This window comes from Pseudomonas sp. P4_B3 (genome assembly GCF_056402295.1).
Window position 1 is genome coordinate 1 of sequence record NZ_JBFUHR010000029.1, and the last position, 24,757, is coordinate 24,757.

The window sequence follows — 24,757 nt, forward strand, 5'->3', positions numbered from 1 at the left end:
CTTCAGTAATCTCCAGATCGCAAAAGCAAGATCAAAAGATCGTCCGAACGCGGCCCGAGCCTCCGGCAGCTCCTACAGGGGAACGCGTGCACCACCAAACAACGAGGTCGAGCGTTAGCTCGCCTCGCGGTGCTGTTGCGGTGCACGCCCCCTCGTGAGGCCGAGCGCAGGTTCTGCGCAGTGGGCAACCCGGCATGGATGCCGGGTTAGCCGCGCACGGCCATGGATGGCCGATCGCGGCGGGCCCACGGAGCAGGACCGGAGCGAGGGCATGCCGAGCCACAGCGAGGCACCGAATGTCAGGGGCAAGAGCCCTTGGTTACTTGGGGCTCTTCCAAGTGACCCGCCGTAAGGGCGGAACCCTAAGTGGCCGTTACCGCAGCAATGAATATGTACACCAGGAAGAAAATGCTCGGCCGTCAGTTGCCATCGCTGGCAAGTCGGATCGCCGCACCGCAGCTTCTACAGGTATCGGTGTTCCCCGGAATTCCGTGAAGAACCTTATTATTACGCTGAAATAGACAGAACGACTTCTGAACCTCTACTCAGTTGCTCTTCATATGCAACTGATAAAGCTCATTGGCAATGGCGATATCCTCCAGCCCCAGTCCGATCGAGCGAAAGAAGAATGTGCTCGACATCTCCTCCCGCTACTGATCCAGCCGCAGATTCGCTACTATGGTTCCCCGCCTTCCTTGTCCGCGGATTTCTTCATTCTGGAGCCCGAATGCCTAGTCAAAAGGACATCGCCGCCGAAAGCGGCGCACCGATGATCCCTGAACAGCGCCGTGAATTGATGCTGCGACAGTTGCGCAAGCATCAGGTGCTGAGCGTTCATCAATTGATGGAAATGTTCGACTGTTCGCACATGACCATACGCCGCGACATTGCATTGCTGGAGCAGGAAGGTCGTGCTTACTCGGTAACGGGTGGGGTGCGGATCGCCAGCCAGCTGCACAGTGAGCCCAGCCATCAGATCAAGGCGGTGGTCGAGTTGCCGCAGAAGCAGGCCATGGCCAGGCTCGCCGCCCGGCTATTGCATGCCGACATGACGATTTACCTGGATGCGGGAACCAGCACGCTGGAAATCGTCCCCTATATCAAGGCGCTGTCCGGCATGACCGTGGTGACTAATGACTTCGGCATTGTCCAGGCACTGATCGAAGCCCCCCATGTCACGGTGATTCATACCGGCGGGCAGCTGGATCACTCCAATCAATCGTGCGTGGGCGGTCTGGCGGTTGCCACATTGCGTCAGGTGGTCACCGATATCGCGTTCATATCCACCAGTTCATGGGATTTGCGGCGCGGCCTCACCACGCCTTCGGCGCTGAAGGTTGAGGTCAAACAAGCCGCGATGCAATCGGCTGCGCAAGTGGTGCTGGTGGCCAGCAGTTCGAAATACGGCACCTTCAGCATGTACAGGATTGCCGGGCTCGAGCAGTTCGACATCATCCTCAGTGACGACGCATTGACCCATGCCGCGGCCGATGGCATCCGCAAGCAGGGTGTCGAACTGTTGCTGCCGGCTGACAATACACCGGCGTGAAACAACGGGCTCCTGCATCCTGCGGAGCCCGTCGCCGCCCTCCTCTATAGTGCTTAACGCGCCTTCCAGTCGCGCAACCACTGCAAGCCGGCAGACGTATTGCCTCGTGGCCGATACTCGCACCCTACCCAGCCGTCATAACCCAACTGGTCGATCAGCTCGAACAGATAGGGATAATTGACTTCCCCCAGGTCCGGTTCATGCCGGTCAGGCACGCCGGCGATCTGGATATGCCCGATACCGTCGAAGTCGCGACGCAGTTTAGTCGCCAGGTCGCCCTCGACGATTTGGCAGTGGTAGCAGTCGAACTGAACCTTCAGGTTACTGGCGCCCACTTCCTTGCAGATGGCTTGGGCCTGATCCTGGCGGTTGAGGAAAAAGCCTGGCATGTCTCGTGTATTGATCGGTTCGAGCAAGACGATGACGCCTGCCTTGGCCGCCTGGGCGGTGGCGTAGGCGAGGTTTTCCAGGTACACGCCGTGATGCCGTGGGCGATCGCTTTCCGACGGCAACAGCCCGGCCATCACATGGATGCGCGAATTGCCCAGCACACCGGCGTACTCCAGGGCACGATCAAAACCGCTACGAAATTCACCCTCCCGACCGGGCAACGACACCGTGCCCCGCTCCCCCGCAGCCCAATCACCGGGCGGCGCGTTGAACAGTGCCTGCACCAGGCCGTTGTCGCTCAAGCGTTGCTTGAGCTCTTCAGCGCGGTAGTCGTAGGGAAACAGATATTCCACCGCTTCGAAACCGTCAGAGGCAGCGGCGGCGAAGCGATCCAGAAACTCATGTTCCGGGTAGAGCATGCTGAGGTTGGCTGCAAAACGAGGCATGGTAGCTCCTGAGATAAAGGGTTAGACAAAGGGCCAGATCAGCAGGGTAATACAGAAACCCAAGGTGCCGAGCAAAGTGGTCATCACCGTCCAGGTGCGCAGACCGTCGGCCACGTTCAGGCCTGACAGCTTGGTGAAGATCCAGTAACCGGCATCATTGATATGGGACATGGCCAACCCGCCACCGCCCATGGCCAGACACAGCAGGGCCATGTGGTTCGGGGTGAGATCGAGGGTCGCAATCAGCGGGCTGATGATGCCGGCAGTGGTCACCAGCGCCACCGTGGTCGAACCCTGCACCGCGCGCAACAGCATGGTCAGCAGAAAGCCCAGGGCCAGCACCGGCAGACCGGTGGTGCGCAGCATGTCGGAGACCACGGCACCGATTCCGGTGTCCACGAGTACCTTGCCGAATACGCCACCGGCACCGGCAATCAGGATCACCATGGCCACACCGGGTAAGGCCGAACCGATCACGTCAGACACCTGAGTGCGGCTCCAGCCCCGACGCGAACCCAGCAGCCAGGCACACAGCAAGGTGTCGATCAGCAGCGCCACCAGCGGCGCACCGAGCACGGTCATGATGCCGCGCAGAGTCGATTCGGCAGGCAGCAACGAGGTAGACAGAGTCCCCAGCAGAATCAGAATGATCGGCAGCAGGATCAGGCTGACGATCAGGCCAAAACCCGGTGCGGGGGCCGGCGGCAGTTTGGAAACGATGCTACTGGTCGACTCTTCCAGGCCCATGTGTGATACGGCTTCAGCCGCTCGATCAGCGCTGATGTCGTTGCCATTGGACCAGGCAGCCAGATCCTCGTTGGTGACATGCGGGCCATAGACCTCGGCACGAATATCGTCGGTCATCGGGTACGCCCGACGGGTCATGCGCCCGGCCACGCGGTAACCGACATAGCAAAGGAACGCGGTGATCGGCAAACCGAACATCAGCACGCGGCCCAGGTCCGCGCCCAATTGGCTGGCAGCGGCCACTGCACCCGGGTGCGGCGGCAGAAAGGCGTGTACGGTCAACAACGCAGCACACATCGGCAACGCAAACACCAACAGCGGCTTGCGCGCACGCCGGGCAATACCATAGGCCAGCGGCATGAGGATGATCACGCCGACCTCGAAGAATACCGGCACCCCGACCATGAAGCCGGCAATCGTCAACGCCAGGGGCGTACGCCGGTTGCCGAAACGGGTGATCAGCGTCTTGGCCAGCGCCTCGGCACCGCCGGAGAGCTCGATGATCCGCCCGATCATCGCGCCCAGGGCAATGATGATCGCGATATGACCCAGGGTCTTGCCCATTCCGCCTTCGATGGTCGCGACCAGATCGGCCGGTTTCACCCCGGCCACCAGGGCCACCAGAATGCTCACCAGCATCAAGGCCACGAAGGGCTGGAACTTGTACTTGAGCACCAGGAACAACAACAGCGCGATGCCCACCCCGGCAGTAATCATCAGGATTAACGGGCTCATTTCAGAAGCCCTCCACACCGGGTGAACGAAAGGATTCTTCTGAAAATGCCACAGTGAAGGCGAGTCATGCCTGGAGTTCCTCTTGTTATTGTATTTTTAGGCAAGCCGGGGCCATCGAGAGTCGCTGAGCGTCTCCCGGACAGGGCCTGCGTTATCTATCTGTCGTGTTCTATCGTGTTCTATCGTTTTAAAAGAATTCAGCGCACTACCAGTGCGCACCGAATGTCTCTCGCAGCTCGTCCAGCGCCGCCTGATCCAGCGGTTCAGGCTTGGGATTGCTCATCAGCCAGAGCCGCGCGGTTTCCTCGAGTTCTTCCAGGGCGTAGCTGGCCCTGGAGACCGAACTCTCCCAGACCACCGGCCCAAGCCGCTCGAGCATCACGCCGCGAACGCTGTTGGCCAGCAGCGCGACCTGTTCGGCAACCTTCGGCGAACCGGGTCGCTGGTAGGCAATCAACGGGATATGCCCGACTTTCATGACCTGATATGGCGTCAACGGCGGCAGAATGTCGTTCGCCTGCCAGACACCTGCGAGCGTCAACGCCACCAGATGGGTGGAGTGGGTATGCACCACGCCGCCGACATTCGGGTTGCGGTCGTAGACCTGGCGATGCAACGCCAGGGTCTTTGAAGGCTTGTCACCGGACACCCATTCGCCGGCCAGATTGACCTTGGCGATGGTTGCCGGATCGAGGCGCCCGAGGCAGACATCCGTCGGCGTGATCAACCAGCCGTCATCCAGGCGCGCGCTGATATTGCCGGCGCTGCCGACGGTATATCCACGCTGGTAAAGGCTGCGGCCAACCTCACAGATCTCTTCGCGCAGGGCGTTCTCGTTATTCATTGCGCAGCTCATTGTGCACCCCCGGCCTGGGCGAGTTGGTTCAAGGCTTTACTGAAGAAATCCCGGCCACCGAAGTTGCCCGACTTGAGTGCCAGCGCCAATGGTTCGTCAGTACTGCTGACGGTCGCCGGCACACCCGGATCGATCTGCGCGCCGATCTGCAGCAGCTGCACCCCCAGCGCCTGAACCACAGCGCCCGAGGTTTCTCCGCCGGCAATCACGAAACGGCGCACGCCGCTCTGGCGCAGACCCTGTGCAATTTCGCCAAAGGCGTTTTCCACCAGACTGCCAGCCTGCTCGACGCCCAGTTGCAGTTGCACCGACTTGACCTCATCCGGTGAGCTGGTGGCGTAGATCAATACGGTTTGCTCGTTATCACGGGCGAAGGCCAAGGCTTGCGCCACCACCGGTTCCCCCGCCGCCAAGGCCAGCGGATCAATCCGCAACGCTGGCCGGCCGGCTTCGAGCCAGGCGGCCACCTGCCCATTGGTGGCAATCGAAGCACTGCCGGCCAACACCACTTCCCCGCCGGACACCGCCGGAAGTTTCGAGGCGTCGAGGTCGCGCAGTTTGCCGGCGCGACGGAAGTTTTCCGGCAACCCCAGGGCCAACCCCGAACCACCCGTCAACAACGGCAGATCAGCACAAGCGGTACCGAGGGTATACAGATCGCTGTCCGACAAGGCATCAGCGATGGCCATGCCGACACCTTGAGCCCTCAGCTCTGCGATGCGCGCCCGCACCTGTTCAGCGCCAAGAGCAATCGTGTCGTAGCGCAACAGGCCGACATTCAGGCGGGTCTGCGATTGCAGCACGCGAACCAGGTTGGCATCGGTCATTGGCGTCAACGGGTGATTTTGCATGCCCGACTCGTTGAGCAACTGATCCTGCACAAACAGATGGCCGCGAAAGATCGTCCGGCCATTCTCCGGGAATGCCGGGCACGCCAGGGTAAAGTCGCTACCCAGTGCGGCCAGCAGTGCTTCGCTGACCTGGCCGATATTGCCGGCCGCGGTGGAGTCGAACGTCGAGCAATATTTGAAAAAGATCTGCTCGCAGCCTTGCTCGCGCAGCCAGGCCATCGCGGCGAGGGACTGCTCGACTGCTTCGGCGACCGGCGTGGTACGCGACTTCAGGGCAATGACGATCGCATCGGCATCAAGCCCGGCAGCCACTTCCGCGCTCGGGATTCCAATGCTTTGCACAGTGCGCATACCGCCGCGTACCAGCATGTTGGCAAGGTCCGTGGCGCCGGTGAAATCGTCGGCGATGCAGCCCAGCAGCGGGCGTGCGGTGGAGGTAGTCATGGGGTGTTCCTCAAACAGGCTCAGGCTTGGCAGTCGGCAATTCGATGCCCGGGAAAATCTTGATTACCGCCGAGTCGTCCTCACGACCGAAGCCTGCACTGGAGGCCTGCATGAACATCTGGTGAGCGGTGGCCGACAGCGGCAACGGGAATTTGCTGGCCCGGGCGGTATCCAGCACCAGGCCCAGGTCCTTGACGAAAATATCCACGGCGGACAACGGCGTGTAGTCCGCCTTGAGAATGTGCGGCACGCGGTTTTCGAACATCCAGGAATTACCGGCGCTGTGGGTGATCACCTCATACAGCGCATCGGCATCGACCCCTTCACGCAGGCCCAGCGCCATGGCTTCGGCAGAAGCGGCAATATGGACCCCGGCCAGCAGTTGATTGATGATCTTGACCTTCGAACCCAGGCCATGGACGTCGCCCAGGCGATACACCTTGCCGGCCATGCCAGCCAGGATCGACTCGGCCTTGGCGTAGGCGTCGGCCGGGCCCGAGGTCATCATGGTCATCTCGCCAGCGGCAGCCTTGGCGGCGCCACCGGAAATCGGTGCATCCAGATACAGCAGGCCCAACGCGGCAAGGCGCTGGCCCAGGTCCACCGCGTAAGTCGGGGCGACTGTGGCGCAGCCGATCACCAGGCTGCCCGGCCGCAGAGAGGCCACGGCACCACCCTCACCAAACAATACGGTCTCGGTCTGCTCGGCGTTGACCACCACGGTAATGATCACGTCACACTCAGCGGCCATGTGCGACGGTGACAGGCAAGCCACACCGCCCTCCCCGGCGAACTGCTCTGTTACAGCAGTGCGCACATCACAGGCATGCACATTAAAACCGCTGCGCAACAACGAGCGGGCAATGCCCAGCCCCATCGCGCCCAGACCGACCACACCGACATTCTTGTTATTCATGGGGTACTCCAGAGAAAAGCAGCGATTGCTTCCACGCCTGCAAGGCGCAGACGTTGGCCGCGTTGTGAACAGGGCAGCGGTAGACAGAATCAGCACCGAGCGGATAAGCCAGCTGAGGGGCGCTGTGATTCAGGGCGTGAGTCGGGATCTCATCGAACATCAAGGCAATCCTGTTCTGTCGTGTTATCAGGTTGTCACACCGGCTGATGGAGATCATCTACCAGTGATCAGATTATGTGAAGTATTTTTTATCAATAACATTTTTTAACACCGCTTTCGCCGCGCAGAAAAAACCAGTCGTGTGATGCCCACAACAGCACTGCCGGTGCAAAAGGTAAAGCAGGTGCTCCTGCCCCTCCCCACTGCCATCGCCACCCGCGATGGCAGGCTCGTGAATGGCTGATATACGAACGGCTTTTACCTCTCCTAACATCGGTCGCACATGACCACTCGGGTGCCGATCACCTTTCGGCACACGGGCTCCAAGAATAAAAACGCAAACCCGCGAGGTTGAACCATGAAAACCCTAGCCGTCAGTTCCACGGCGCAAGCTTCTGTCGTCGACGGAGTCGGTCAACTGACCGCCAACCAGCGTTACGTGACGTTGGGGGGCTCCTGGGCCGCCTGGCTGTTTGACGCGCTGGATGCCACCATCTTTGGCTTTGTCCTCCTGGCGGTCGCCAAGACCTTCGCCGTCGGTCTGGGCGATGTGGTCTCCACGGTTGCCTGGTTTCTGCTGGCCACCGGTATCGGTGGTTTCTTCCTCGGCAACATTTCCGACAAGATCGGCCGCAAGAAAACCATGATGCTGTCGGTGTTCGTCTATGGCACCGGCACCTTGCTCTGTGCTTTTGCCGACAGCCTGTGGCAGCTCAACGTGTTTCGCTTCTGCGTGGGGATCGCCGTGGGTGGCTTGTGGTCCGCCGCGGCGGCACTGGTGTCGGAGATCTGGCCTGCGGCCGGGCGCGCCAAGGCCTTTGCGGTGATGCAGACCGGCTGGTCGGGTGGTGGTCTGCTGGCAGCGATTTTCGCCTGGAGTTTCCTCGATGGCGGGAATCCTGAATCCTGGAGAAGCCTGTTCATCTATGCCTCGATCCCGGCGTATTTCACCCTGGTGTTCATCTGGTTGTTCGTCAAGGAATCGCCGGTGTGGCTGGCCAACCGCGAGTTCATGCGCCGTAACGCCGACAAGGGCCGGCTGATGGAAATCTTCCGTCCGCAGTATCTGAAAGTGACCTTGCTGGGCCTGAGCATTTCGGTACTGGGCATGTACGGCTACTGGATCATCACCACCTTCATGCCGGCTTACCTGCAGAGCATTCTGAACGTGCGCATCGATCAGGCTCCGGTGTTTGTCATCTGGATCGGCATCGGCGCCACCATTGGTTACCTGGCCTACGGCTACCTGGCCGAAAGCATCGGTCGTCGCTTGTCGTTCGCGGTGTTTTTTGGCGGCATGGCGATCATGGTGCCGGTGTTTGCCTACTCGGCGACCTTGATGCCATTGACCGACGGCAAGCTGCTGTTCACCACCCAGAACGTCATCGCCCTCGGTTCGCTGGCGGCACTGCTGGGCTTCTTCACCGGTTATTTCAGCGGGTTCGGCGCCTGGTACTCGGAGTTGTTCCCGACCAGCATCCGTTCGACCGCGTCGGGTTTCTGTTTCAACTTCGGCCGGGTCGGCGCCATCGCCGGCATCAAGCTGGTCCCGGTGCTGATCCCGCTCATCGGCTTCACCGCCACCATTTCCCTTGCCTCCGTTTCCTACGTCATCGCCGCTGTCATGGTGTTCACGCTGCAGGAAACCAAAGGCGTTCAACTCACCAGCGGCAACTGACCCGACCGTTCAAAGGAAAAATCCATGAAAAATTTTCGCATCGGCCAAATCGTCCCCAGCTCCAACACGACGATGGAAACCGAAATCCCGGCCATGCTGACTTCGCGCTACGAACTGTTTCCCGAAGAGCATTTTACCTTTCACTCCTCACGCATGCGCATGATGCACGTCAGCCCCGAAGAGCTGAAAAAGATGGACATCGACAGCGACCGTTGCGCGCTGGAACTGAGCGATGCGCGAGTGGATGTCATGGCCTATGCCTGCCTTGTGGCGATCATGTGCCAAGGCGCGGGCTATCACCAGGTCTCGCAGGATCGCCTGAGTAAAACCGTGGCCTCCAATCAATCGACCGCTCCTGTACTCAGCTCCGCCGGTGCGCTGATCGATAGCCTGCACATGCTCGACTACAAGAAAGTCTCGATCATCACGCCGTACATGAAGCCGCTGACCCGGCAGGTCATCGACTACATCGAAGCGGCCGGAATCGAAGTGGTCGACTCCATCAGCCTGGAGGTTTCCGACAACCTCGAAGTCGGGCGTCTGGACCCGATGAATCTGCTGGCTCACGCCGACAAGCTGAACATAGGCCAAGCCGATGGCGTGGTGTTGTCCTGCTGCGTGCAAATGCCATCGCTACCCGCGATCCAGCTTGTCCAGGATCGCCTCGACAAACCGGTGCTGTCGGCATCGATCGCCACCGTTTACCAAATGTTGAAAACCCTTGGCCTCAAGGCGCAAGTGCCCAACGCCGGCCACCTGTTGTCCGGGGCGTTCTGAGCCGATGCCGGAGGAAGTACTATGCTGGCCATTCAGGCCAAACCGGTACTTCCCATGAAACTCGATCCGGTCTCGTTGCGACTCTTTGTCAGTGTCGTTGAAGAAGGCACCATTGCTGCCGCCGCCAAACGCGAACACATCGCCGCGGCGGCGGTCAGCAAACGGCTGAGCGAGCTTGAAGAACTGCTCGATTCGAAACTGCTCAACCGCACCAACAAAGGCATCACCCCGACCGATGCCGGTCTGTCGCTACTGTTCATGGCGCGCAGCGCCTTGAACAACCTCAATGAAATCGTCGTGCAGATGCGTGACTACTCCCACGGCCGCCGTGGCTCGGTGCATGTCCTGGCCAATATTTCCGCCATCACCCAATTCCTCCCGGGCCTGATCAAGTCGTTCATGGAGCTGTACCCACTGATCAACATCAGCCTCGAAGAAAGGCAAAGCCTGGCCATCACCAAGGCGGTGTCCGAAAATCGCACCGACATTGGCATCTTCACCCGTCTTCCGCACGGAGCCGATATTGAGGTTTTCCCGTTTCGTACCGATCGACTGGTGTTACTGGTTCCCCTTGGGCATCCGCTGGCGACACGCCGTTCCGTCAAATTCAGCGAAACCCTGGATCACGAATACATCGCCTTGCGCAGTGGCACTCATCTCAACTTTCAGTTGATCAAGGCGGCCAACGACCTGGGGCGTTCGCTGAAAATCCGCATGGAAGTCTCCAGCTACGACGCGCTATGCCTGATGGTTCAGGCCGGCCTGGGCATTGGCATCATGCCGGAGGGGAGCGCGGCGATTTACAAAATGGACGGTGCGAAGGCGATCAGGCTGGATGAGCCGTGGGCCTCCCGCGAACTCAGCGTGTGCGTGAGGTCGCGAGAGGCGTTGTCGGTCGCGGCGGGATTGTTCCTCGAGCACTTGCTCGAAAGGGGGTGAGCGATATCAGGTTCAAGGGCTCGAAGGTGCAGGTCGATCATGGATTTGGGCCAAACGCAGCACTGGCAAAGTCCAGAAAGCTTCGCAGCTTGGGAGTCAACCGGCGATCAGGCGCATATAAAAGGTTCATGGGTGAGACCGGCACCTCGTAGTGAGGCAAAAGACTGACCAACGTTCCATCTCTCAGTGCGTCCTTGACCAGTTCCAATGGCTGAAGCATCACACCCAATCCAGCGACGGCGGCTGCGAGTAGCGGATCGCCCTGATTAATCGTCAATCTGCTTGTAATGGGAACGTCCAACCGCCCTTCTTTTCCGTCGAAACTCCAGTGTGAGCGCCCGTCGGAATACGCAAAGCCCAGGCACTCGTGCTGTTGCAGATCCCAGGGTGTAGTAATGCGAGGACGGCGCGCCAGATAGGACGGAGCAGCACAGAGCACCATCTGGTAGGGTCTCAATGGCAACGCTTTCAAACCGCTGTCCGAAAGCTCACCTACCCGAAACACTGCGTCATAGCCTTCTTCAACGAGGTCTACAATCTCGTTTGATAACGTCAGGTCCACCGAGACCTGCGGATACTTGACCATGTACTCCAGCAGGCGCGGCGACAGCGTACGCATGCCGTATGTGACGGGTGCGTTAATTCTCAGTCGACCGCTAGGAATCCCCCGCGTCACAGCCGCCATGCTTTCTGCAGCGTCCATATCGGCAAGGATCATCTTTGCTCGTGGATAGAACGCGCGACCAAATTCGGTGAGGCTTTGTTTGCGAGTCGTTCGGTTAAGCAGGGACACCCCCAAATGCTGCTCGAGCATTTTCACCTGTTTACCTACCAGTTGCGGGGATAGATTGAGATCTTCCGCCGCCGCACTGAAGGAACCGAGTTGTACCGCTTTGACGAATGTGGCCATCTGGGTGAGACGATCCATTGGAAACCCATTGTTTCTAGTGTTGCGCCATCCTAGACCTTTATCCGAGAGGGCGCCAAAGCCTATATTTGCTTGCCATGACTCAGGCACGCTCATAAAACCGAGCATTGCCTGGGTCCCGGCTTTCACTCAAATCAGGTCGGCATTCACCCCGGCCCCTTGATTACGACAGAGGTAACGATGGCCCGCATTGTCAGAATCCATGAGTACGGTGACGCAAGCGTCTTGAAGCTGGAAGCAGTCGATGTGCCTGCCCCGGGATCGGACGAGGTGCAAATTGAAGTAAAAGCCATAGGGCTGAACCGCGCGGAAGTGATGTTCCGCAGCAATGCCTACCTGCAAGAGGCGGAATTTCCAAGCCGTCTGGGGTATGAAGCCGCCGGCGTTGTTGTCGCGGTCGGTACCGGCGTCACTGACTTCAAGGCAGGCGATGTTGTCAGCGTCATTCCGCCACTGGACATTGCACGCTGGGGCACATATGGCGAATTGGCGAACGTGCCCGCCAACCTCACGGTCAAGCATCCCGAAAACCTGTCTTTTGAACAGGCTGCGGCCTCCTGGATGCAGTACGTTACAGCGTGGGGAGCATTGGTCGAGCAGGCAAAACTGCAAAAAGGTGATTGTGTTCTGGTTACCGCAGCGTCCAGCAGCGTCGGTTTGGCTGCCTTTCAGATTGCCCGAATGGTGGGCGCCACCGCAGTCGCCATTACCCGCACCCGGGCAAAGAAACAGGCGTTGCTGGATGCAGGTGCTGCACACGTCATTGTCAGCGAGGAAGAGGATATTGTTGAAGCGACAATGGCGCTGACCGGCGGATTGGGTGCCCGTGTCGTTTTCGATCCCATAGGCGGCCCCTCCTTCGTACCTCTCACCCAAAGCATGGCCAAGGGCGGTATCCTGCTTGAGTATGGAGCGTTGAGCCCGGAGCCCACGCCATTCCCGTTGTTCACCGTATTGGGTAAAACCCTGACCCTCAAGGGCTACCTCTATTCTGAAATCGTTTCCGACYCGGCAACCTTGTCGCGGGCCAAGGCGTTCATCCTGAATGGACTCGAATCGGGCGCGCTGCGGCCGATCATTGCCAAGACCTTTACACTCGATAACATTCAAGAGGCGCACCGCTTTCTTGAAACCAACCAGCAGATCGGAAAGATCGTGGTGACCGTTTAACGTTTGCATCAGAACCGCGCATGGCCGGTTTGCGTCTCAAAACAGGAGAGATCCTGAAAGCGAAACAACCGGCCTCTCTGCGAGACATAGTGCAGCCCTGATGCGCAGTATTGCGGACACCAGCGTCCGAAGTGTTCGGATCTCTGGCGCATTTTTCCCGCCTCCATCTCTTCCTACACTGGGTGACCGGGCTTCTTGTCCCGCCCGACAACGCAACCTTTCCCTTCAAACCAGGCTCAGGAGTTTCCATGACCCTGTCATCAAAAATTCGAGTGGGTCTCATTGGCGTCGGTCATTGGGCCGAGTACGGCCACTTGCCCGCCCTCCAGTTGCTTCCCGACTATGAGCTGACGGCAGTCCACAGTCGCAGCCCGGAAAAAGCCGCCGGGTTGGCACTGCGCCACGGCATCCGCTTTGCGCTCGATTCCGTGGAGGCTCTGGTCAACCATCCGGAAGTGGATCTGGTGCTCGTGCTCAACACGGCACCCCAGCACGAGGCCACCGTACGGGCAGCCATCGCCGCCGGCAAAGATGTGTACTGCGAATGGCCGCTGACGCCCAGCAAGGCCGTGTCGCAGGAACTGATGGCGCTTGCCGAGAAGGCTGGCGTTCGGCATATCGTCGGACTGCAGCGTCGACTGAACCCGGATTATCGCTACGTACGCGATCTGTTAAAGGACGGCTACATCGGGGAACTGCGTTCGGTGCGATTGCATATCAGCGTCGAATATTTCCAGCGCGAACGCATCGCTGCCCTGTACTTCACCATTCCGCCGGAGAACTTCTCCAGCCTGCTTTCCATCTATGGCGGTCACTATTTCGATGCGGTGTTCAGCATGCTGGGCCATCCGCAGAGCATCAGCGCGCTGACTGTCAACCAGTTCCCGGAAGTGACGCTGATCGAGACAGGCGAGGTACTGAAACACACAACGGCCGACCAGATTCTGGTCAACGGTACCTTCTCCAACGGGGCTGTGCTGACGGTCCATATCGAAGCCGGGAAACGCAACAACCATGGCATACAGCTGGACCTGACCGGCACCCAGGGTGATCTCAAGATCTGGAACACCACCAGTTTTGGCGACCAGTTCAATACCATCGAAGCGGCCCAGGGCGACTCGCAACCCATGCATACGCTCACGGTGCCACCGAGCTACAACTGGCTGCCGGAGAATGACCTGGGCGGCAGCCAGCAGGAACTGGCCAATTTGTATGCTGCCTACGCCTGGGATGTGCGCGACGGTACCCAGGTTGCACCTACCATGGCGGATGCCGTGCGCATGCACAAATTGATCGATGCCATCGAAATCTCCAACCGCGACGGCGTGCGCCTGACGCTGCAGGCGTAAGCGATCAGATGCGCAAATGCGCACTCATGTAGTCAATGAACACGCGCAACTTGGGCGAGGCATAACGGTTGGCTGGCCACAGCATCCAGAAGACGACCTGGCGGTCAATGCAGTCGTCCAGCACGGTGACCAGCTGGCCGCTTTCCAGCGCTTCGCGCACCAGGAAAGTCGGCAGAAAGGCAATGCCCCTGCCCTGGATTGCGGCGTAGGCAAGAGGCTCGATCGTGTTCGACGTCATCGTGGCGGGCAGCACCAGTTCAGCCTCGGAGGCTTCGAGTCGCAGCGGCCAACGCTCCAGCTTTCCGGTTGCGGGGAACTTGTGCTGCAGGCATGCATGGCGTTCCAGTTCACGCGGATACGCGGGTACGCCATGCCGCTTGAGATAGGTCGGCGACGCCACCAGCACATGTGCGCAGGAACCCAGGCGGCGCGCAGTCAAGCGAGAGTCGGTTTGCTCGCCGGTGCGAATCACCGCGTCGAACCCCTCCTCGATCACATCGACCATGCGGTCGCAAAAATCGATATCCAGTTCGACTTCCGGATACCGCTCCATGAACCCGTCAAAGGCCGGCATCATCAGGTCGCCCAGTAGCGGCGTGCCCACCCGAAGTCGCCCCCGCGGACTGCCAGCCAGGCCTGACAGCTCGGACTCGGCAGCGGTGACTTCGCTGAGGATGCGGCGGCAGCGCTCAAGGAACAGGGTCCCCTCGGCCGTCAGCGTGATGCTGCGTGTGCTGCGATGAAACAGCCGCACATGCAAGCGCTCCTCCATCCGCGCAATGGTTTTACCCACGGTCGAGGATGACACCCCCAGCTGGCGGGCGGACTCGGTAAAGCTGCGCGTTTCGGCAACCTGCACGAACATCGAGATGCCATTCAGACTTTCCATCACTTTTCCTGCCTGCTCCGGTAGCCCCCCGCCAACAAGGCGGGATTACGGAAAAAACATCCGAAATGTTCGGCATCGCGGGATATTTTTCTCCGCGAATTTTACGCCTACATTGCGCCCATCCCACCACTGATAGGTATCGTTGTCATGTCCAAACTGCATACCAGCATCCAAATAGGTCCACACCAGATTTCCCATCGCGTCGTTCTGGCGCCACTTACCCGTATGCGTGCCGAGCCGGGTGCCATTCCTGGCCAGTTGATGGCCGAGTACTACGCCCAGCGTACCACCGCCGGTGGCCTGCTGATCGGCGAAGCCACTATCGCCGCTGCCAATGGTAACGGCTACCTCGGTGCTCCCGGTCTGTATGACGACAGCCAGATCGCCGGCTGGAAGCTCGTGACCGACGCCGTTCATGCCAAGGGCGGCAAAATCTTTCTGCAGCTCTATCATGCGGGGCGCCAGTCCAATAGCCTCCTGCAGCCGGGCGGCGCCCAGCCGGTAGCCCCTTCCGTCGTGGACCACGGCGGCCTCGCCTTCACCGAGACTGGCTGGACCCCCGGCAGCCCCCCGCGCGAACTGACCATCGCGGAAATCCGCGACCTGGTAGAAAGCTTCCGCGCCGCAGCCGAACGCGGTATCGCAGCCGGATTCGACGGCGTGGAGTTGCACTCGGCCAACGGCTACCTGTTCGATCAATTCCTCCAGGACGGCAGCAACAAACGTACGGACATCTACGGTGGCTCGTTCGAGAACCGCAGCCGGTTCCTGCTGGAAGCGGTAGAGGCGGTGATCTCCGTCTGGGGCAGCAATCGGGTGGCGGTGCGTCTGGGGCCGAGCGGCAATTTCGGCGATATGTCCGACAGCGACCCCATTGGCCTGTTCACCTATGTCGCACGCGAGCTGAACAAGCTGGACCTCGCCTATCTACACCTGATCGAGCCGCGCATCCTGGGTGTCGCCGAAGACGAGCGCCGGGACCAGAACCCGGTGGCGTCCCAACTCATCCGCCAGCACTACAAGGGCACCCTGATCGCGGCGGGCGGTTTCTCCGGTGAATCGGCCAACGCGATCCTTGAGGCCGGCGATGCGGACCTGGTCGCGTTCGGCCGCCACTTCATCGCCAACCCTGACTTGCCAGAGCGCCTGCGTAACGGCTGGCCGCTGAACCCGTACGACCGCGAGTCGTTCTTCGGCGGCACGCAAGTGGGTTACACGGACTATCCTTTCCATACCGAAGTTGCGTGATCATTTGCACCACTGGTAACTGGGGTCATAGTGCCCCAGCTACCTCCCCGCCAAAACATCACTCACCCAAACTGCCGCGTTTCACGGTCGCCTCTGCCAACGGGGTCAAGGTGCGTACCGGCTGAAGGAAGGTGCCAACGCATGAAAGACCTTTTCTCCTACAGGCTTTTCACAAGGGTGGCGCGACTGGGCAGCTTTTCCGCTGCGGCACGCGAAGTGGGTCTTTCTCAATCCCAGGTCTCCAGGATCGTGGCCGAGCTCGAAGCCGATCTCGGCACCCTGCTGCTGGCGAGATCGACACGTGCCGTCGTACCGACCGAGGCCGGGGCGGACTTTCTCTCGCGCATGGAACCCATCCTCGTCGCTGTGGAAGAGGCAGAGCAGAGCGTTCGCGGGGGCGCAGAGCTGCGTGGGGTCGTGCGGATGAGCATGCCAACGAGCATCGGCGTACGGGAAATCATTCCACGCCTGGCGCCGTTCGCAGCGATACACCCCAACCTGCATATCCAGGTGCTGCTTGCCGATCATTGGCAGGATCTGGTGCGCGAAAATATCGATGTTGCGATAAGGCTGGGACGGCTGGTGGATTCCAGTGCAACAAGCCGTCAGATCATGACGATCTCCAGATACATTCTCGCCTCACCGTCCTACTTGCGCGCCGCTGGGGAGCCGACTACGCCGGAGGACCTGCAATCACATCGAATCATCGCCGGTCCAGCCTCAACGGTGCCGAGCGGGTGGATGTTCAAACGCGATGGCGAGACCAGGACCATTCAGCTCGAGGCGCACTTCTCGACCGACGAAAACGAAGGCGCTGTCGCAGCGGCAACGGCTGGCTTAGGGATCACATCGACAACGGCCTGGGCCTGCCGGCGGGAGCTTGAAAGCGGTGAGCTCGTCGCGCTGCTCACCGATTGGGAGACCGAATCCGTACCTGTGCATGCCTACTTCCCCCACGGCTCGCGAACCCGCAGAGCAGGCCGCGCCCTGATCGAACATCTTGTCGCCAGCCTGCTTGACGATGCCGGCGGTGCTTATGCATCCGGCGCATAGAAGATAGCCGGCCACAGCGTCTACTCCGATCCGGCCGAAGCTGCCAATTTAGCGCCATACCCCGCGACGCAGCGGTCGAGCTGATCGACCTGGCAGCGTGGCGGACGCCCTGACTTTTTCGTTCAAGGAAATCCCTCATGCGCATGACTGGCAACACGATCTTCATCACTGGCGGCGGCTCCGGCATCGGCCAAGGCCTGGCGGAAGCCTTCCACAAGCTGGGCAATCAAGTGATCATCTCGGGACGGCGCAAGGAGCGACTGCAGCAGACGCTCGATGCCAACCCCGGCATGGCAGCCATCGAGCTCGACATCAACGACACGGCCAGCATCCAGGCCGCAGCGCAACACCTCATCGCCCATTACCCTGAGCTCAACGTGCTGATCAACAATGCCGGCATCATGCTGCTCGATCATGCAGAAGGTCCGGTGGACGATGAGCTTGCCCTGTCGACCGTCACCACCAACCTGCTGGGTCCGATCCGCATGACCTCGGCGCTGGTCGAGCATCTGAAGGCCAAGCCGGATGCCGTCATCGTCAACGTCTCCTCGGTACTCGGCTTCGTACCCATGGCCGTGACGGCGGTCTACTCGGCGACCAAGGCAGCGTTGCACTCCTACACCTTGTCGCAGCGCTACCTGCTGCGCGAACACGGCGTCCAACTGGTCGAGATCGCACCGCCGTGGGTACGCACCGAGTTGCTCGACAGCAGCGAGGAGGAGCGCGCCATTCCCCTCGACCAGTTCATTGCCGGCGCCATGGCGCAATTCGAGAGCGGCGTGGACGAAATCCTGGTCGCGCCCGCTGAAGCCATGCGCGCCAATCCTGGCCCGAACGAGCATGCCTGGGTCAACGGGTTCAACGACATGATTGCCAACGGACCGGCTTTCGGCTGAGTCCACAAGGCGATATTGGGCGGCCCTTCAACCGCCCTCCCCTTTACTTTGTTAGCAGGAAACCGACCATGACTTCACTCACCCCCGCCGAGAACAAGGCCATCGTCCTCGAAGGCTTCGCAACCCTGTTCAATCGCAAGGATCTGGCTGCGGCCGAACGCTACTGGTCGCCCTCCTATATCCAGCACAGTGCCCATGTGCCCCCGGGTCGCGAGGGTCTGTTCGAACTGGTCGCCGCAGGAGCGCCCGATTTGCGTTACGAATGCCAGCTGGCAGTCGCTGAAGGCGACTTCGTCATGTTGCACGGTCGCTTCACTGGCATCGGCCAGCCGGCGAACTGGGTCGTGGTCGATATCCTGCGCCTCGAGGACGGCGTGATGGTCGAACACTGGGATGTGATTCAGGACGAGGCGACGCGCGAAGGTTCCGCCGGCGGGTATCCTATGTTTGGGGATCAGTTCCCAGGCTGATGCTCCATTAAACAGTTCAAGGAGTTCAGGCCGAACTCAGGCGACGCTCGATTGCGGGACGCATTCCTTGAGTTGAAGGCGTCTAGGTAGACAGCTATCAACGCAATCAGGCGGTCGCCCTTGGTTTAATTGTTATGTTATAACTAATGCAGGCGTGCACTGTCAGTCGCCACTGGCAGAGCCATCCATTCCCTGCTTGCGACATTCGATGACAACCTCTACTCACATCCCACCTATCACACCCTTGAAACAACGCCTGCTGTCCATTGATGCCCTGAGGGGATTGGTAATCCTCCTTATGTTGTTGGATCACGTGCGCGAAACGTTCTTTTTGCACCGTCAGGTAGCAGACCCGATGGACATTGAGTCCACTGAGCCGGCGCTATTTTTCAGCCGCACACTTGCCCATTTGTGTGCGCCGGTTTTCATACTGCTCACCGGACTTTCCGCTTGCCTGTATGGCCAAAAGCACCAGGGCAAGGGCGATGTGTCAGCCTTTTTATTCAAGCGCGGTCTGTTTCTGGTACTGCTGGAGTTCACCCTGGTGAATTTCGCCTGGACATTTCAGTTCCCACCTGCGGCAATTTACATGCAAGTGATCTGGGCCATTGGCATCTGCATGATTGCCCTGGCCGGGCTGGTCTGGTTACCCAGGCCCATTCTGTGCTGCCTGGGTCTGGTGATCGTGGCCGGGCACAACCTGCTGGATAGTGTGCACTTCGCGGCAGACTCGCCAATGCATATACCTTGGGCGATTCTGCATGATCGCGGCTGGATCGAATTCTCCGACAGCTTGCGTCTGCGCACCTCTTACCCTGTGCTTGCGTGGATCGGTGTGATCGCCCTTGGATACAGTATCGGCCCCTGGTTTGCTGGCCAGGTTTTGGCCGCGGAGCGTCAACGTAATCTGCTGCTGGCAGGGGTCGGGACATTGACCGGATTTGTCGCACTGCGAGCAGTCAATGGTTATGGCGAGGTGCATTGGGTCGCCCATGAAGGCATCACGCAAACCCTCATGAGCTTCTTCAACATTACAAAATACCCACCTTCCCTGCTGTTCCTTTCGCTGACGCTGGGAGTGGGCCTGTTACTGCTTCGTGCCTTGGAACGGGCTCAACAACGCAAGTGGGTCAATGCATTGGCAGTCTTTGGCGCGGCGCCGATGTTCTTCTACTTGCTCCACCTTTACGTACTCAAGGCGCTGTATCTGGTCAGCGTGGCGTTATTCGGATTGAACCAGGGTACTTTTTTCGGTTTCGACAGCATTTGGGCGGTGTGGCTGACGGCGGTGCTCCTGGCTTTATCCCTGTATTTACCCGTGCGTTGGTTCGCGGCATTGAAGGCACGCCGTCGCGATATCGGATGGCTCAAATACTTCTGATCAGGACATTTGCTCACAAAAGGGGCCCCAGGAGAGTGCCCCTGGAGAGCCCCTTTTTTTCAAGATGTCCCGTCCTGAAAACCTTTATCAAAGCGGAATGAGGCGCCGTAAGCCGAATCCGGTAAATGATTAGCGCCATCGTCCCGTAACCGCGAACGGAAAGTACCGCTCTGTGGCTGGGTACGATACAAGCCACGCTTTTGCAGTTCAGGAATGATCAGTTCAACGAAGTCCTCAAGGCTGCCCGGGCTGATCAGCGGATTTAGCATGTAGCCGCTGGTGCCGGAAATACGGGCGTGCTCTTCGATCCGATCGGCCACTTGTTGCGGCGTTCCCACCAGAATCAGATCACTGCCACGGGTAACGTTGGCAAAGCGCTGTTTGACATCACCGGCGGTCAAGGGCTTGCCACTGCCATCGGGACGCATCACATAGGAGGTCATGCCTTCGGTGTGAGTCGACAACGCATCGCTGTCCGCGTAGCGGCTGATGTCGATACCGGTATCACCGGCATAACTCACCAGTTGCGCCTGCAAGTGATAGTTGCTTTGCAGTTCGTCATATTTGCGTTGGGCTTCGATCTCGGTCCTGGCCGTGACGATGCGCAGGACCGTCAGTGATTTAACATCTTCAGCGTGACGCCCCCGTGCCCTGGCCTGCGTCCATATATCTTCCAGGCCCTGGCGAATCTCCAGCGGGTTGGACTTGGCGATGAAAATCAGTTCGGCGTGCTTGGCCGCAAACTCGCGACCACGGCCTGACCAACCGGCCTGGATCAGCAACGGTGTGCGTTGCGGTGACGGGGACGTCAAATGCGGCCCGGCCACCCGGTAATGCTCGCCAACATGATTGATCGGTCGCACGCGATCGCCCTTGGCAAAGACCCGACGAGACTTGTCGGCCACCACGGCATCGTTTGCCCAGCTGCCTTCCCAGAGCTTGTAAACCACATCGAGAAATTCATCGGCGCGTTCATAGCGATCATCGTGCTTGATCATCTGCTCCAGGCCGAAGTTGCGAGCGGCACTGGTCAGGTAGGAGGTGACAATGTTCCACCCGACCCGGCCATTGGTCAGGTGGTCCAGCGTGCTGAAGCGCCGGGCGTGGGTGAAAGGATGTTCGTAGCTGGTGGTGACAGTGACGCCGAAGGCCAGGTTTTCCGTCACGGCGGCCAATGCCGGGATGATCATCAACGGATCGTTGGCCGGTGCTTCCACCGCCCACTTCATGGCCGCATCGGCATTGCCACCGAACACATCGTAGAAGCCCAGCACATCACCAAAAAACAGCATGTCGAGATGAGCCTGGTCGGCGATGCGTGCCAGGTTCGACCAGTAGCCCAGCGAGTTGATGGTCAGTCGCTCGTCAGCCGGGTGCGTCCAGAGGCTCGGCGCGCCGCCACAGCCAACACTGGCTTGCTCGTATAACGCAAACAACAGAGGTTTTGGATCGGACATCGTAGTACCTGTAAAAAGTCATTAAACGGGAGGGTCAGCGCTGATGCTTGAAACCTTTGCCGTAGTGGCGTTCAAGACGGTTCTGTATCAACTCCAGTCCAATGGACAGGAGCCAATAGATAACGGCTGCGGTGGTGAGCATTTCGATGTAGCGGTAGGACGAGCGACCGTACGACTGCGCCAGGAACATCACTTCCCAAACGCCCATCACCGATATCAACGATGAGTCCTTGAGCATTGAAATGAACTGACTGGTTGTCGGGGGAATGATCGTGCGCATGGCCTGCGGCAGGACGATGTGCAGGAACGTTGCCGCAGGCCCCAGCCCCAGAGCCATCGCCGCTTCGCGCTGTCCAGGTGCAACAGCCATGATGCCGGCACGAAAAATCTCGCTGAGGTAGGCACCATAGTTGAGCGAGAGCGCAATGATCCCCGCGCTGATGGCGCCAGGAACCACACCCAACTGCGGCAGCCCCAGGTAGATCAGCAGGATCTGGATCAGCAGCGGAGTACCGCGGAAAAAGGACGCATAGAAACTGGCAATGCCGAAAGCCACTGCACTGCGAGACAGGCGCGCCAGCGCCGTCACGAAGCCAAGGAGCAACGAAAGCCAGATCGAGCAGAAGCACAAAAACAGCGTCAGTGCGGCGCCTTGCAAGAAACCGTCAGGCCCCAAATGCAGGCCGACCAGGTTGGGCAACTTCTGCACAATGATCGAGAACTTCAGATCGAAGCTCATGAAAAACATGACGCACAGGCCGAACAGCACTGCCCAGGTCAAATACAGGCGAGTGCGAAAACCAACTAGCTGGCTGAAACGACGCGCCTCGGTTTCGGGGGCGACAGTCGCCTTGGCCGGGTGTGGATTGAGGGCTGTCATTGGCTGATATCGGCACCGATCCACTTCTGTGAAATCTTGCTTAATGTGCCGTCGGCCTTGAGCTGGGTGACGACCTCAGTGACTTTGGCATTCCATTGCGGATCGCCCTTTTCGATCGCGACCACGTTGGGCTCTGCATACAGCGTATCGCCGGCAATTTTGAAGCGTGGATCCTGGGCGATGCGTTCGCGAGCCGTGATGAGGTTGGTGACCATGGCATCCAGGCGCACGCCCGTGCCCAAGGCCAGATCCTGGAAGGCCACGGTTTCGTTGTCGTATGGCGCGACCTGGACGCTTTCGAATGGATAGCTCAACGGCTTGTCCTCGGCACCCTCGATCACCAGATCCTTGTTCAGATAGGCTTCGTAGGTCGACGCACTGATCACACCGACTTTTTTACCGGACAGATCCTTGCCCGTGACAATGTTCTGGTCTTTGGCATTCACCACGATCACGGCCGGTGACTGGTAATACTCCACCGGGAAGTCGAACACTTCGGCCCGTGCCTTGCTCGGGGTCATCGAGCAGACGCAGATGTCATATCGTCCGTTCCAGTGTCCGGCAGCGATGACATCCCAGGACGGTGTCTGCAGCTTCAGCTTCACCCCTAGCCGTTGCGCAACAGCCTTGGCGACATCCACGTCAAACCCGTCCAGTTGGTTCTGTTCATTGAGAAAGGAGAATGGCGGATAGCTTTCCATCAGAACGCCGGTCAGCTCCCCGCTGCTGGTTACGCGATCCAGTATGGGGCCCGCGAAAGCCGTCGAGCAGGTAGCCAGTAATGCCAAGCCAAAAGGTAAAAGCGCCTTAGTGTTCACAGACAAGAGCTCCAATCGATTCAAAATACTGAATAGATTAAAACGCACTATAAAAATAGTTTGTACTTCCTTTATGGAATATGTGACTGCGTTCAAGCTATATTGGATCGAGCCGTTCAGGCGCTTGCACCACTGCCCCTTCGTGGCAAGCGCTTTGCACAGCCAAACAACCGAGCGAATCAGGCATTTTCGTCTAACTTGAATGGATGCGTTTGCATGATCCACTTCCTCTGAAAATGGAGTTTGACGATGAAAACTATCGCTTCCTGGCTGACGATTTCGCTTTTTGGTCTTGTGCTTGGCGGCTGTGCCGCGGTTGGCGCCGGGAGCGGAGGCGCTGGCGAGATGGAGATTCGTTCGGGGAAAATCGAGCAGATTACACAGACCCAGATGCAGACCAATCACGATAGCGGTGTCGGCGCCATAATGGGGGGTATTGGCGGTCTGGCCCTGGGAAGCCTGATCGGCCACGGTACCGGCCGGGATGTGGCGATGGTCGCCGGTGCCCTGGCTGGCGCGGCGGGCGGCAACTACGCCGAAAAGAAAAAATATGATCAGCCCGTGGACGCACAGCAGATCATCGTTCGCACCCACAGCGGCGTACTGGTTCAGGTGACCCAGCCGATCAACCCGGGGCTGAAAAATGGCATGAACGTTTATGTCGAGGGTGCCGGGAACGAAGCGCGGGTGGTGCCACAAAGTTAGGGGCGGCGACTGGACGTTGCACAGCCGCCCCATGATCCATGACTGCGCGCAATCCTGACTCGAATGGCGCGCCGCCATGGATCAGGTTACTTGAATACCGGTACGCTGGCTGACGCGTTGGGCTTTTTCAGGTACTCACGCAACCGAACGCCAATCTCGGCAATTTTCACCTCTCCCGCACGCAAGGCTTGCGGGTTGGTGTGCACCGAGTAATTTCCCAGCGCCAGATCATAGGGATGAGGTACGGCTGAACCGATCACGAAGACCGTATCTTTTTGCAGCGCCTTGAGCGTCACGGCGCCGTTGCCAGGTTCGAAGATGGCCATCTCTCCTGCGTTGACCAGGCCTGGTGCAGACAAAGCGCCGCGGCTGACACTCAACCACAACGACTCATGTTCGCCAGGTGGAACATAAGTCCAGGATTCCCCGGCACGTAGCGTGACCAGCAGATAATTCATTCCGGCGGGGGCACGGACCGGGCTCTGGACACCCTGGTACGTGCCGAGAATCAACCGCGCCGGCCCGACTTCAGGCATCACACCTGACTCCAGGTATTGACTGTCGACACTGGCGTTTTCCAACTCAGGCGGTAGTGCAACCCACAGTTGAAAACCCTGAATCCGTTTCGATGTGCCCACCGACATTTCCTTGCCGTGCCAGACCCCGCCTCCGGCACGCATCCATTCGACACCGCCGTAGTCGATCATCCCCTTGCCCGAATCCGCATCCTCGAAGCGCAAATTACCTTCGGTGATGACGGTGACGGTGGCGATTCCTGAGTGCGGGTGAATTGGCATGCCGTTGATGAATGAGCTCTCACCTTCAAACAGATCCAGGAAAACGAACGGCTTGATCAAATGGCCCAGATCCGAAGGACTCATCAGCCGGACAATAGCGCCATGCCCGCTGCCTGTGGTGCGATAGCTGATTGCGCGGTGAGTTCCGGTTTCGCGTGCAGAGCCAGGGTCCATTGCGAAGTGAGGTGGTTGCTGAAGGTTCATCATGATCACTCGAAGTGGGAAGCCT

24 protein-coding genes are annotated in these 24,757 nt (G+C 59.3%); 12 read left to right on the forward strand and 12 right to left on the reverse strand.

Features of this window, described 5'->3' with window-relative positions:
- Positions 1 to 727 precede the first annotated feature (727 nt).
- The gene (locus AC1DWG_RS26985) at positions 728 to 1,549 is read left to right on the forward strand and encodes a DeoR/GlpR family DNA-binding transcription regulator (protein WP_477765227.1); all 822 of its coding nucleotides are present in this window, start codon (positions 728 to 730) and stop codon (positions 1,547 to 1,549) included.
- Positions 1,550 to 1,602: 53 nt separating this feature from the next.
- On the opposite strand, the gene otnI is transcribed toward AC1DWG_RS26985, so the two are convergent.
- From otnI to AC1DWG_RS27015, 6 genes are all read right to left on the reverse strand, one after another.
- Entirely contained in the window at positions 1,603 to 2,385 is a 783-nt protein-coding gene (otnI, locus tag AC1DWG_RS26990) for a 2-oxo-tetronate isomerase (protein ID WP_477765228.1), read from the reverse strand.
- Between the two features lie 21 nt (positions 2,386 to 2,406).
- A complete protein-coding gene (locus AC1DWG_RS26995; protein ID WP_477765229.1) occupies positions 2,407 to 3,867 on the reverse strand; it encodes a GntT/GntP/DsdX family permease in 1,461 nt (486 codons plus the stop codon).
- A gap of 205 nt (positions 3,868 to 4,072) precedes the next feature.
- Positions 4,073 to 4,711: a 3-oxo-tetronate 4-phosphate decarboxylase gene (otnC, locus tag AC1DWG_RS27000; protein WP_477788580.1), complete on the reverse strand. Its 639-nt coding sequence runs from the start codon at positions 4,709 to 4,711 to the stop codon at positions 4,073 to 4,075.
- An 8-nt stretch (positions 4,712 to 4,719) separates the two neighbouring features.
- Positions 4,720 to 6,018 (reverse strand): 3-oxo-tetronate kinase, encoded by a 1,299-nt coding sequence (gene otnK, locus AC1DWG_RS27005; RefSeq protein ID WP_477788581.1) that lies wholly within the window; start codon positions 6,016 to 6,018, stop codon positions 4,720 to 4,722.
- A 10-nt stretch (positions 6,019 to 6,028) separates the two neighbouring features.
- Positions 6,029 to 6,934: an L-threonate dehydrogenase gene (ltnD, locus tag AC1DWG_RS27010; RefSeq protein ID WP_095945035.1), complete on the reverse strand. Its 906-nt coding sequence runs from the start codon at positions 6,932 to 6,934 to the stop codon at positions 6,029 to 6,031.
- Complete coding sequence (locus AC1DWG_RS27015; RefSeq protein ID WP_477765232.1) at positions 6,927 to 7,094, reverse strand: hypothetical protein; 168 nt, start codon at positions 7,092 to 7,094, stop codon at positions 6,927 to 6,929. The genes ltnD and AC1DWG_RS27015 overlap by 8 nt, the downstream gene beginning before the upstream one ends.
- Before the next feature lie 357 nt (positions 7,095 to 7,451).
- Between AC1DWG_RS27015 and AC1DWG_RS27020 the strand changes: the two genes are divergently transcribed.
- The 3 genes from AC1DWG_RS27020 to AC1DWG_RS27030 are packed head-to-tail and all read left to right on the forward strand — an operon-like array spanning position 7,452 to position 10,487.
- On the forward strand, positions 7,452 to 8,771 hold the full coding sequence (locus tag AC1DWG_RS27020) for an MFS transporter (RefSeq protein WP_477754346.1): 1,320 nt from the start codon (positions 7,452 to 7,454) through the stop codon (positions 8,769 to 8,771).
- A 24-nt stretch (positions 8,772 to 8,795) separates the two neighbouring features.
- A complete protein-coding gene (locus tag AC1DWG_RS27025) occupies positions 8,796 to 9,548 on the forward strand; it encodes a maleate cis-trans isomerase family protein (protein ID WP_477754345.1) in 753 nt (250 codons plus the stop codon).
- 21 nt (positions 9,549 to 9,569) lie between these two features.
- Positions 9,570 to 10,487, forward strand: a complete 918-nt coding sequence (locus AC1DWG_RS27030) for a LysR family transcriptional regulator (protein ID WP_477765233.1) — start codon at positions 9,570 to 9,572, stop codon at positions 10,485 to 10,487.
- A 37-nt stretch (positions 10,488 to 10,524) separates the two neighbouring features.
- Here AC1DWG_RS27030 and AC1DWG_RS27035 read toward each other — a convergent pair whose 3' ends face one another.
- Complete coding sequence (locus AC1DWG_RS27035) at positions 10,525 to 11,415, reverse strand: LysR family transcriptional regulator (protein ID WP_477788582.1); 891 nt, start codon at positions 11,413 to 11,415, stop codon at positions 10,525 to 10,527.
- A 180-nt stretch (positions 11,416 to 11,595) separates the two neighbouring features.
- Between AC1DWG_RS27035 and AC1DWG_RS27040 the strand changes: the two genes are divergently transcribed.
- Positions 11,596 to 12,585 carry a zinc-dependent alcohol dehydrogenase family protein gene (locus AC1DWG_RS27040; protein ID WP_477788583.1) on the forward strand — a complete coding sequence of 330 codons (990 nt, stop codon included), beginning with the start codon at positions 11,596 to 11,598 and terminating at the stop codon, positions 12,583 to 12,585.
- Positions 12,586 to 12,833: 248 nt separating this feature from the next.
- Entirely contained in the window at positions 12,834 to 13,934 is a 1,101-nt protein-coding gene (locus AC1DWG_RS27045; RefSeq protein ID WP_477788584.1) for a Gfo/Idh/MocA family protein, read from the forward strand.
- A 4-nt stretch (positions 13,935 to 13,938) separates the two neighbouring features.
- Here AC1DWG_RS27045 and AC1DWG_RS27050 read toward each other — a convergent pair whose 3' ends face one another.
- Entirely contained in the window at positions 13,939 to 14,823 is an 885-nt protein-coding gene (locus AC1DWG_RS27050; RefSeq protein ID WP_477765237.1) for a LysR family transcriptional regulator, read from the reverse strand.
- A gap of 147 nt (positions 14,824 to 14,970) precedes the next feature.
- On the opposite strand from AC1DWG_RS27050, the gene AC1DWG_RS27055 reads away from it, so the two are divergent.
- The 5 genes from AC1DWG_RS27055 to AC1DWG_RS27075 all read left to right on the forward strand — a co-directional run bounded on the left by AC1DWG_RS27055 (position 14,971) and on the right by AC1DWG_RS27075 (position 19,871).
- A complete protein-coding gene (locus AC1DWG_RS27055; RefSeq protein WP_477765238.1) occupies positions 14,971 to 16,071 on the forward strand; it encodes an alkene reductase in 1,101 nt (366 codons plus the stop codon).
- Between the two features lie 141 nt (positions 16,072 to 16,212).
- A complete protein-coding gene (locus AC1DWG_RS27060; protein WP_477765239.1) occupies positions 16,213 to 17,124 on the forward strand; it encodes a LysR family transcriptional regulator in 912 nt (303 codons plus the stop codon).
- 137 nt (positions 17,125 to 17,261) lie between these two features.
- A complete protein-coding gene (locus AC1DWG_RS27065; protein ID WP_477788585.1) occupies positions 17,262 to 18,020 on the forward strand; it encodes an SDR family oxidoreductase in 759 nt (252 codons plus the stop codon).
- A 68-nt stretch (positions 18,021 to 18,088) separates the two neighbouring features.
- Entirely contained in the window at positions 18,089 to 18,490 is a 402-nt protein-coding gene (locus AC1DWG_RS27070) for a nuclear transport factor 2 family protein (protein ID WP_477754338.1), read from the forward strand.
- A 208-nt stretch (positions 18,491 to 18,698) separates the two neighbouring features.
- The gene (locus AC1DWG_RS27075) at positions 18,699 to 19,871 is read left to right on the forward strand and encodes an acetyltransferase domain-containing protein (protein WP_477788586.1); all 1,173 of its coding nucleotides are present in this window, start codon (positions 18,699 to 18,701) and stop codon (positions 19,869 to 19,871) included.
- 59 nt (positions 19,872 to 19,930) lie between these two features.
- Here the strand turns inward: AC1DWG_RS27075 and AC1DWG_RS27080 are convergent, their stop codons facing one another.
- From AC1DWG_RS27080 to AC1DWG_RS27090, 3 genes are read right to left on the reverse strand one after another with little or no spacing between them, the layout of a single operon-like run.
- The gene (locus tag AC1DWG_RS27080) at positions 19,931 to 21,328 is read right to left on the reverse strand and encodes an LLM class flavin-dependent oxidoreductase (RefSeq protein ID WP_477788587.1); all 1,398 of its coding nucleotides are present in this window, start codon (positions 21,326 to 21,328) and stop codon (positions 19,931 to 19,933) included.
- A gap of 34 nt (positions 21,329 to 21,362) precedes the next feature.
- Positions 21,363 to 22,208: an amino acid ABC transporter permease gene (locus AC1DWG_RS27085; RefSeq protein WP_477765244.1), complete on the reverse strand. Its 846-nt coding sequence runs from the start codon at positions 22,206 to 22,208 to the stop codon at positions 21,363 to 21,365.
- Entirely contained in the window at positions 22,205 to 23,026 is an 822-nt protein-coding gene (locus tag AC1DWG_RS27090) for an ABC transporter substrate-binding protein (protein WP_477765245.1), read from the reverse strand. The genes AC1DWG_RS27085 and AC1DWG_RS27090 overlap by 4 nt, the downstream gene beginning before the upstream one ends.
- A gap of 249 nt (positions 23,027 to 23,275) precedes the next feature.
- On the opposite strand from AC1DWG_RS27090, the gene AC1DWG_RS27095 reads away from it, so the two are divergent.
- Entirely contained in the window at positions 23,276 to 23,731 is a 456-nt protein-coding gene (locus tag AC1DWG_RS27095; protein WP_477765246.1) for a glycine zipper 2TM domain-containing protein, read from the forward strand.
- Between the two features lie 86 nt (positions 23,732 to 23,817).
- Here the strand turns inward: AC1DWG_RS27095 and AC1DWG_RS27100 are convergent, their stop codons facing one another.
- Positions 23,818 to 24,735, reverse strand: coding sequence for a pirin family protein (locus AC1DWG_RS27100; protein ID WP_477788588.1), 918 nt, complete (start codon positions 24,733 to 24,735; stop codon positions 23,818 to 23,820).
- Positions 24,736 to 24,757 lie beyond the last annotated feature (22 nt).